Below are 9,179 nucleotides of genomic sequence, written 5' to 3' on the forward strand. Positions count from 1 at the left end.
GCGCGGAGGAGCCGACCGCCCCACCCGGGGCCTCAGCTGACCGGCCCGCCGGTGGAGAGGATCTTGTAGTGCCCGGCGGCGTAGTCGTAGCTCACGTAGGCGCACCAGTACTTCGTGCCGTTCATACTGCGATTGGTCGTGTAGTCCCCGCTGGTCACCCACTGCCAGGCACCCCAGAGGTAGCCGTTGGCACCGGCGTGCCAGGGGTCCCGGTCGTAGAGCGCCACGTAGTCGTACTTGCCGACCGCGCTGCTGTTGGTGGAGTTGAGCCTCGCATACCCCTGGTCGTTCGAGACACTGCAGCTGGTGGAGGCGGCCCGCTGCTCACCGGAGACGGCGGCGACCGAGGCGGGCGGGGCGGGCGGGGTGTTCTCGGTGGCCTGTGCCGAGCCCGCGAGGGGCAGCAGGGCCAGGGCGGTCGCGGCGGTCGCGGTGACCAGGACACGACTGAACATCAGAGAAAGCCTCTCTGCTGGAGGTTGGTCCGACCGGTGTCGGCTGGTTCCAGCTTCGGCCGTCCCCCACCGGCCCCACCATCGTGGAAATCCACGATCTCGGCTCGGCGGTGCCCCCCTGTTCCGGACGGCGAAGATCGGGTCCCCGTGGAACAGATCCACCGCCCGCGCCCCGGCGCCCCCGGGTCCGGGCCCGTTCGTCCGGACACCCATGAGAGGCGGGCGGACGGCGGAAGGATGCACGGCGCCGCCCCCGCCGTGCCCGGTCGCGCGCCGCCCGCATCCGCGACGCCGCTCCCGGGGTTCGTCCTCGCGTCGCACCGACGGGCTCAGTCGTCCCGTAGCAGGGTGTGCAGCGGACGGGTGTCCTGGTGCGCGGTGGGCCGGGTCAGGTGGAGTGCGGTGTGGAAGTGGCCGTCGGTCTCCTTGCCCTGGGGGTCGTCGCCGGTCGCGGACACGGCGGCGACCGCGTACCGCTGTTCACTCGCGTCGGTGAAGCGCCGCTGCGGGTAGGTGCGCGAGGTGTCCTTCTCCGTGGTCATGCCGAACGGGACCAGGGCGTCGGCGATGTGCTGGTAGGAGCCGGTACGCAGCACGAAGGCGGCCACCCAGGGCGGATCCTGTCGGTCCGCCAGCAGCGGCCGGAAGGTACGCGCGGACAGGAAGCTCGCCCCGCCGGTCACGGTGATCAGCCGGGTGCCCCGGGTGGCCCGGTACAGCGCCGGGCTGGGCGGACCGGCCTCCAGGTTCTCGGCGAATCCGTCGTCGAGCAGTCCGGCCGCGCGTCCGTAGGAGATGGCGGGCGCCGCGATGTCCAGGCCGATGACGGGTACGGCATCCGGTCGGCGGCGCTCCGCGTAGTACGCGCGATCCCACGCGATCAGTTCCGTGGTCGTCAGCCGGGCCGCCTGCGGGGAGGTGTAGCGGTCGTACAGCTCCGCCAGTGTCACCTCGTGGTTGAGCAGGGCCGCGTTGATGCCGTACGAGCAGCAGATGTCCAGGACCGTGGCCGGTGACCCGCCGTCCTGGTCACCGGCCCCCGGCAGGCCCGCGTGGGGCAGGAGTCGGCGGAAGACGCCCTGGGCGTGGTGCGGTGTCCGGTACCCCAGCGCCCCCAGGACGGCGAAGTACGCCCGTGGATCCGGTTGGCGGTAGATGTCATCGAAGCGGGTCATCCGCGTGGGCGTACCCGAGGTCTGTGCGTGGCGTGCCGTGGTCATCTGTGGCCTCCTCGCCGGATGAGACAGGCATAGCGCATTCCGCTGTCACCTGAGAAGGCCGCCCGGGACGGCGGCGGCGTGCGGAGGGAGGCCACCCATCGCGTCGCCGCCCCGCGGAGGGCGTCCGTCAGGGGTCGAGGAGTGTGGTGAGGGCGCCGTCCTTCGCCAGGCGTTCCAGTTCGTCCAGCGCGGCGAGTGCCTCCCGGGCGGCCTCCGGGTCCCGTTCGGGGAGGCCGCTGGCGGTGAACTCGTCCTCGTCGAGCCGCAGTACCTCCGTACCGTCGGCGGAGACCCACAGATCGAGGTCGAGGTCCTCCACCACGATCCGGCCCGGCTCCGCCGACGGCCGGAGCACATCGGCGGGGCGGGTGATGTCGCAGTACCAGCCCTTGAGTGTCCCGGCGCGGTCGCGGACCTCCTTCACCGCGTACCACCGGTCCCGCCAGTAGTGCTCGGTGAACTGGTCGCCGGGCTCGAACCGGACGAAGCCGAAGTCCCGGGTGTCCGGGGCCGACCAGGGCGCCACCACCGTGATCCGGTGGCCGTCGTCGGTCAGCAGTCCGGCCTGGTAACGGATCTTGGTCCGGCCACCCTTGGTCAGGACGACGTCCATCGACTGCCGCATCGCTGTGCTCCGGTTCCTCAGCGGGATGATCTTCGAACGCGTGCGCACCCTATCGAAGCGGCGGGGGCGGGTGCTGCCGACGGCTCTCCCCCCCTGGGCCCCGCGGCGGGGAGTACGGAACCTGTGCCGGGCCGCGCGGGTGCCCCCGCGCGGCCTCGGGTCAGAGCCGTCCGGGGACGACGAAGAGCAGCCAGGTGGCGACGGGGGTGACCGCCGCCATGGAGAAGCCCCACAGCATCAGCGCCCGGAAGACCCGTTCCCGTTCGCCCTCCGGCGCGCTGGCCGTCACCAGCGCGCCACTGGTGGAGACAGGAGAGGAGTCCACCACGGACGAGGAGATACCCAGGGCGATGACCAGGCCGATCGCGCTGACCTCGCCCGCCAGCAGGAAGGGCACCGCCAGGGGGATGAGGGCGCCCAGGATGCCGGTGGTGGAGGCGAAGGCGGAGACCACGGCGCCGATGAGGCAGATCACGAGCGCGCCGATGAGGGGGGTGCCGATCCCGGCGACGCTCGTGCCGACGTGGTCGATGGTGCCGATGCGTTCCATCATGCTGACGAAGGTCACGATGCCGCAGACCAGCAGCACGGTCGACCAGGCGCAGCGGTCCACCGCTCCCTTCGCGGACGCCGGGGAGAGCAGGGAGAGGACCACGGTCACGGTCAGCGCGAGCAGGCCCACATGCAGGTCGAACCCGAGTGCTCCGACGACCAGGACGGCCAGCCCGAGGAGGGTGAGCGCCCGGGCCCGGTCGAGCCGGACGGCGGGGCCGTCCTCCGGTGCCGGCCGCTGTTGTACGAGTGTCGTCGCCCCGGGGCCGCCGTCGGCCTGCCGGGACGTTCCCGTGGGGTCGTGGCCGCCGGTGCCGCCGGTACGGCCGGTGCCGCCGGTGCCGCCGGTCGCGGTGCCCGGTTCCGTCCCCGTGTCGCGGCCGAGCAGGTCCCGTCCGCCGAAGCGGGCGAAGACGACCAGGCTGAGCAGGACGTTGAAGACGAAGGAGCTGGCGAACAGCAGGGCCGGACTGGCGGGGAGTCCATTGCGCGCGACGACTCCGTTGACGATGCTGCCGAAGACGCTGATCGGGGAGAACCCGCCCGCGCTCGCTCCGTTGATGATGAACAGCCCGAGCAGGACGGGGTTGATCCGGTGCCGGGCGGCGAATCCCATACCGATGGGGGCGACGATCGCGACGGCGGCCGGGACCGCCGCCCCGACCGCCGTCAGTACGGCGGTGACCAGGAACATCACCCAGGGGATCAGGGCGATCCTGCCCCGTACCGCCCGGGTCGAGGCATGGACCAGCCACTCCACGGTGCCGTTGTTCCTGGCGAGCGCGAAGAGGAAGGTCACACCGACCAGGACGACGAAGAGGTCGCCCGGGAAGCCCCCGAAGATGTCGTCGGAGGTCTGACGGAAGAAGAGCGATCCGGTGAGGAACGCGGCGACGATGGCCAGCGCTCCCATATGGACGGATGTGAGGGTGGCGATGGTGAACACCAACGCCAGCGCGATGATGGCTATGACGTGATCTGACACGAGGCTTCCTCGCCTTCGGCCGAGGGTCACTCTGCGGGGGTCACGGCGCCGCCACGGCGGGTGGGCTCACACGAGCATGGTGGCGGCGCGTCAGGGAAGGGCCATCCACCATGTGATCCCACGTGTGATCCCACGGATATGGCTTCCATCATGCGGAAGGCGGATTCCGCAATGTGAGGCATGGAAGCCGTGTCCGGGGAGCGCGTCAAGGGTCCGCGCAGAAATCACCCGGGTCAGACCGGGCCCATCCGGCCGATCATCTCCCCGACCGTCCGGGCCGCTTCCCGCACCGCGACACCCAGTGCGAGCTGGGACTCGTCCGTCATACGGCTGGTGGGGACATTGACGCTGATGCTCGCGACCGGCACGCCTCCGGCCCCCGTCACGGCCGCCGCGACCGCCGAGACATCGTCGCGCCACTCGCCCCGGTTGGTCGCGTACCCCCGCTCCCGGATCGCCGCCAACTCCCCCAGGAAGGCGCCGGGGTCGGTGATCGAGGCGTCCGTGAAACGCTCAAGACCCCGGGCGACGAGCTCCTCGACGGTCCGGGCCGGGCCCGCCGCGAGCAGGGCCTTGCCGTTCGCCGAGGCGTGCGCGGGCAGGTTGTGGCCCAGCGGCAGGATGATCCGCACCGGCTTGCTGGTCTCCAGCCGTTCGATGAGCACGATCTGGCCGCCCTCGGGAATCGCCAGGTGCACCGTCTCGTCGGTGCGGCGGCGCAGCTCCTCCATGACCGGCACCGCGATATCTCTCAGGCCCAGTTCACCGCTGGCGCGCCGGCCGACGCGCAGCGCCTTCGTGGTGACCAGCCAGCGGGTGGGCGTTCCCGGGGCCGGACGGATCCAGTCCGCGGTGTGCAGGGTGACCAGGGCCCGCTGGACGGAACTCTTGGGCAGCTCCAGGGCGCGGGACAGCTCGGCGACCCCGGCGGGCTGACGCTCGGCCACCTCTTCGAGCACGCGCAGCGTGTTGAGGACGTTCTGCATCCATTGACTCCCCGGTGGACGATGCCTATGCTCCCCGTGCCATCAAACGGTACAGCGTGCCGTATCACGGCACAAGTCCTGTGAGGAGCCCGTCCCATGACGCCCCGTACCGGTCGCCACTTCCTCCAGATCCCCGGCCCCACCAACGTCCCCGACCAGGTGCTCCGCGCCATGGCGGCACCCACGATCGACCACCGCGGCCCCGAGTTCGCCGCCCTGACCCTCCGGCTGCTCCACCAGCTCAAGCCCGTCTTCGGCACCTCGGGTCCCGTCGTCGTCTACCCCTCGTCCGGAACGGGCGCCTGGGAGGCCGCCCTGGTCAACACCCTCAGCCCCGACGACCGCGTGCTGTGTTTCGAGACCGGCCACTTCGCCACCCTCTGGGCTCAGATGGCGACCGCGCTCGGGCTGCGCCCCGACATCGTCCCCGGGGACTGGCGCCATGGCGCCGACCCCGATGAGCTGGCACGACGGCTCACGGCTGATACCAGGCACACCATCAAGGCGGTCTGCGTGGTCCACAACGAGACCTCCACCGGAGTCACCAGCCGGATACCGGAGATCCGCCGGGTCCTCGACGACTCGGGCCACCCGGCGCTGCTGCTCGTCGACACCATCTCCTCGCTGGGCTCGCTCGACTACCGCCATGACGCCTGGGGCGTCGACGTCACCGTCGCCGGATCCCAGAAGGGCCTGATGCTCCCGCCGGGACTGAGCTTCAACGCCGTCAGCGACAAGGCGCTCGCCGCCGCACGCACGGCCCGGCTGCCGAAGTCGTTCTGGGACTGGGAGCCCGTCATCGCGGCCAACCAGCGCGGCTTCTTCCCGTACACCCCCGCCACGAACCTGCTGTACGGACTCTCCGAGGCGCTCGACCTGCTCGCCGCCGAGGGGCTCGACGAGATCTACGCCCGGCACGCCCGGCACGCCAGGGCCACCCGCGCCGCCGTCCGCGGCTGGGGGCTTGAGGTCCTGTGCGCCGACGAACGCGAACACTCCGGCTCGCTCACCGGCGTCCTGCTGCCGCGGGGACATGACGCCGACAAGGTCCGGGAGATCATCCTGGAGCGGTACGACATGTCACTCGGCGCGGGCCTCGGCAAGCTCGCGGGCACGGTCTTCCGCATCGGACACCTCGGCCACTTCAACGACCTGACCCTGGCGGGCACCCTCGCCGGGGTGCAGATGGGGCTCGGCCTGGCGGGCGTTCCGGTCGACCCGGCCGGTCTCGGCGCGGCCCTGGAGGTGCTGGGAGCGCCCTGACCTCCGCCGTCGCCGCCCGTACCGCCGCCGCACCCCCGCACCTGGAGCCGCGCAGATGACCCCCTTCACCGGAGAGAACCCACCCGCAGCCCACCTCGCCGATCCCACCGACCCCACCCACCAGCCCGACCGCGCCGACCGGGCCCTCGCACTCCGGCTCGGCCGCGAGCTGGACGGAGAGGTCGCCTTCGACGACTACACCCGCCATCTCTTCTCCCGCGACGCCAGCATGTACGCCATCACCCCGCGCGGTGTGGTCTTCCCCCGGCACCAGGACGACATCCGGGCGGCGGTCGCCGCCGCGGCCGAGTACGGCGTGCCCGTCCTGCCCCGGGGCGCGGGCACCAGCCTGGCCGGTCAGACCGTCGGCCCCGCCCTGGTGCTGGACCTGTCCCGCCATATGAACCGGATCCTGGAGCTGGACCCCGTCTCCCGTACCGCCCTCGTCGAAGCGGGGGTCGTGCAGGACCAGCTCAACCAGGCGGCCGCCGCGCACGGGCTGATGTTCGGTCCCGACACCTCCACCAGCAACCGGGCCACCATCGGCGGGATGATCGGCAACAACTCCGCCGGAAGCGGCTCCCTGCGCCATGGCATGACCATCGACCACGTCCGCGCGCTCGACGTCGTGCTCTCCGACGCCACCACCGCCCGGCTGGAACCCGTGGACGAGGCCGAACGGGTCCGCCGGGCGGGCGCCGCCACCCTGGAGGGACGGCTCTACCGGGAGCTGCCGGAGATCGTCCGGGCCAACGCCGACGCGATCACCGAGGGCTTCCCGCGCTTCTGGCGACGTGCCTGCGGCTACCGCCTCGACCGGCTCGCCCGTGCGGACACCCCGTTCGACCTGGCGAAGTTCGTCGTCGGCGCCGAGGGCACCCTGGTCATCGCCAGCCGGGCGCTGGTCGATCTCGTCCCCCGGCCCCGCCACACCCTCATCGCCGTCGGCCACTTCGCCTCCGTGGCCGGGGCCATCGAGGCCACCACCACGGCGCTCTCCTGCGACCCGTCCACCGTGGAACTCATGGACCGGACGATCCTCGACCTGTCCCGCCAGAAGATCGAGTACGCCTCCCTGGGGAACATCCTCGAAGGCGACCCGGACGCCTTGCTCTTCGTCGGCTTCTCCGGCGACGACGAGGACGAACTCCATGCCCGGCTGGACCGGCTGACCCGGCTCTGGCGGCAGGGCGGCCATGGCTACCACACCCTGCGGGCCGTCACCGCCGCCCAGCAGGCGTCCCTGCTCAAGGTGCGCAAGGCCGGACTCGGGCTGCTGATGGCGGCGGGCGAGGGCACCCGGCGTCCGCTGGCCTTCGTCGAGGACACCGCCGTCGATCCCGTCCATCTCGCCGAGTACACCGCCCGCTTCAAGGAGATCCTCGACCAGCACGGGCTCACCGCCGGGTTCTACGGACACTGCTCCGTCGGCTGTCTCCATATCCGCCCCTTCGTGGACCTCACCGACCCGGACCAGATCACCACCATGCGTACCGTCGCCGGGCTGATCAAGGACCTGGTCACCGAGTACGGCGGGGTCAACTCCAGTGAGCACGGGGACGGCCTCGCCCGCAGCGAGTTCAACCGGGAGATCTTCGGCGACCAGCTCTACGAGGCGATGCGCCAGGTCAAGCGGGTCTTCGATCCGGAGAACCGGATGAACCCCGGCAAGATCGTGGACGCGCCCGCCATGACGGAGAACCTCCGGGACGCGGCGCTGCCCCCGGCACCGGAACTCCGCACCCGGCTGGACTTCGAGGTCCTGGGCGGCATGCGCGGCGCGGCGGACCGCTGTATGAACATCGGCCTGTGCCGCAAGAGCGGCAGCGGCGCCATGTGCCCCTCGTACATGGCGACCCGTAACGAGGAGGACTCCACCCGGGGCCGCGCCAACGCCCTCGTCAAGGCGCTGTCCGAGCCCGACCCCCGGCGCGCCCTCGGCGATGAGCGGCTCCATGACGTCCTCGACCTCTGTCTGATGTGCAAGGCGTGCAAGAGCGAGTGCCCGCTCGGGGTGGACATGGCCACGCTCAAGGCGGAGGCGCTCTCCCACCACCACGACCAGCACGGGGTACCGGTCAGGTCCCGGATCTTCGGGGCCATCCGGCCGCTCAACCGGCTCGGCTCGGCCACCGCCCCGCTCTCCAACCTGCCGGGCCGGATCCGGTGGATACGGATGCTGATGGACCGCTGGCTCGGGATCGCCCCGGCCCGGCCGCTGCCCCGCTTCACCCGCCGCAACCTGGTCCGCTGGTACCGCCGCCGCGACCACCGGCAGCCACCCCAGGGCGGGAGCCAGGGCGTTCTCACCTATCTGGCCGACTCCTTCACCACGTACACCGAGCCGGGCATCGGGCGGGCCGCCATCGAGCTGCTGGAGCGGGCCGGGTGGGAGGTGCGGCTGGAGAGCCGGGGCTGCTGCGGACGGTCCAGTCTCTCCAAGGGGCTCGTGGACGACGCCAAGGACAAGGCCCGCCACCTCGTCCAGCTCCTCGCCGGGACGACACCGCCCGGATCGCCGGTCGTGGGCTGTGAACCGTCCTGTCTGATGACCCTGCGCGATGAGCACCGGAGCATGCTCGGTGGTGATCCGGCGGTCGAGGACATCGCGGGCCGGGTCCGCCAGGTCGAGGAGCTGCTGACGGAGGCGATCGACGACGGCAGGCTACGGCTGGGCGAGGACTCCTGGCCCGCCGGACGGCGGCTGCTGTACCACGGCCACTGCCATCAGAAGGCGGAGGTGGGCACCGCCGCGACGGTGGAGCTGCTGCGCCGGATCCCGGGCGCGGAGGTGGTCGAACTCGACGCGGGCTGCTGCGGCATGGCGGGCTCCTTCGGCTTCGAGTCCGAGCACTACGACGTCTCGCTGACCGTGGGCGAGGACCGGCTCTTCCCCGCCGTCAGGGCCGAACCCGGCGACACGGTGATCGTCGCCACCGGGGTCTCCTGCCGCCAGCAGATCCACCACGGTACGGAGCGGAACGCCTGGCACCCCATCGAACTGGTCCACGCGGCCCTCGGCACCGCCGGTACCTGAACGGGGGTATCAGCCCGCGCGGCCCGTCACGGCGGCGGTGAGGCCGAGGCCGAGGC

General features: G+C 71.6%; 7 protein-coding genes. 2 read left to right on the forward strand and 5 right to left on the reverse strand.

Annotated features, from left to right (window positions below):
• Positions 1–32: 32 nt before the first annotated feature.
• From ACFVIM_RS29020 to ACFVIM_RS29040, 5 genes are all read right to left on the reverse strand, one after another.
• Positions 33–455, reverse strand: coding sequence for a hypothetical protein (locus tag ACFVIM_RS29020; protein WP_384307382.1), 423 nt, complete (start codon positions 453–455; stop codon positions 33–35).
• Between the two features lie 329 nt (positions 456–784).
• Positions 785–1,675 (reverse strand): hypothetical protein, encoded by an 891-nt coding sequence (locus ACFVIM_RS29025; RefSeq protein ID WP_384307385.1) that lies wholly within the window; start codon positions 1,673–1,675, stop codon positions 785–787.
• A gap of 127 nt (positions 1,676–1,802) precedes the next feature.
• Positions 1,803–2,300: a DUF402 domain-containing protein gene (locus ACFVIM_RS29030; RefSeq protein WP_384307387.1), complete on the reverse strand. Its 498-nt coding sequence runs from the start codon at positions 2,298–2,300 to the stop codon at positions 1,803–1,805.
• Positions 2,301–2,460: 160 nt separating this feature from the next.
• The gene (locus tag ACFVIM_RS29035; RefSeq protein ID WP_384307390.1) at positions 2,461–3,837 is read right to left on the reverse strand and encodes an SLC13 family permease; all 1,377 of its coding nucleotides are present in this window, start codon (positions 3,835–3,837) and stop codon (positions 2,461–2,463) included.
• Between the two features lie 233 nt (positions 3,838–4,070).
• Complete coding sequence (locus ACFVIM_RS29040) at positions 4,071–4,823, reverse strand: IclR family transcriptional regulator (RefSeq protein ID WP_384307392.1); 753 nt, start codon at positions 4,821–4,823, stop codon at positions 4,071–4,073.
• A 96-nt stretch (positions 4,824–4,919) separates the two neighbouring features.
• Between ACFVIM_RS29040 and ACFVIM_RS29045 the strand changes: the two genes are divergently transcribed.
• Positions 4,920–6,086 carry a pyridoxal-phosphate-dependent aminotransferase family protein gene (locus ACFVIM_RS29045; protein WP_384307395.1) on the forward strand — a complete coding sequence of 389 codons (1,167 nt, stop codon included), beginning with the start codon at positions 4,920–4,922 and terminating at the stop codon, positions 6,084–6,086.
• Positions 6,087–6,141: 55 nt separating this feature from the next.
• Entirely contained in the window at positions 6,142–9,123 is a 2,982-nt protein-coding gene (locus ACFVIM_RS29050; RefSeq protein WP_384307398.1) for an FAD-binding and (Fe-S)-binding domain-containing protein, read from the forward strand.
• Positions 9,124–9,179 lie beyond the last annotated feature (56 nt).

The organism is Streptomyces sp. NPDC057638 (assembly GCF_042800315.1).
Lineage (GTDB): Bacteria > Actinomycetota > Actinomycetes > Streptomycetales > Streptomycetaceae > Streptomyces.

Bases quoted from the DNA above. Each gene is read 5' to 3' on its own strand.
- ACFVIM_RS29020 (WP_384307382.1), bottom strand. From the start codon at position 455: ATGTTCAGTCGTGTCCTGGTCACCGCGACCGCCGCGACCGCCCTGGCC.
- ACFVIM_RS29025 (WP_384307385.1), bottom strand. From the start codon at position 1,675: ATGACCACGGCACGCCACGCACAGACCTCGGGTACGCCCACGCGGATG.
- ACFVIM_RS29030 (WP_384307387.1), bottom strand. From the start codon at position 2,300: ATGCGGCAGTCGATGGACGTCGTCCTGACCAAGGGTGGCCGGACCAAG.
- ACFVIM_RS29040 (WP_384307392.1), bottom strand. From the start codon at position 4,823: ATGCAGAACGTCCTCAACACGCTGCGCGTGCTCGAAGAGGTGGCCGAG.
- ACFVIM_RS29045 (WP_384307395.1), top strand. From the start codon at position 4,920: ATGACGCCCCGTACCGGTCGCCACTTCCTCCAGATCCCCGGCCCCACC.
- ACFVIM_RS29050 (WP_384307398.1), top strand. From the start codon at position 6,142: ATGACCCCCTTCACCGGAGAGAACCCACCCGCAGCCCACCTCGCCGAT.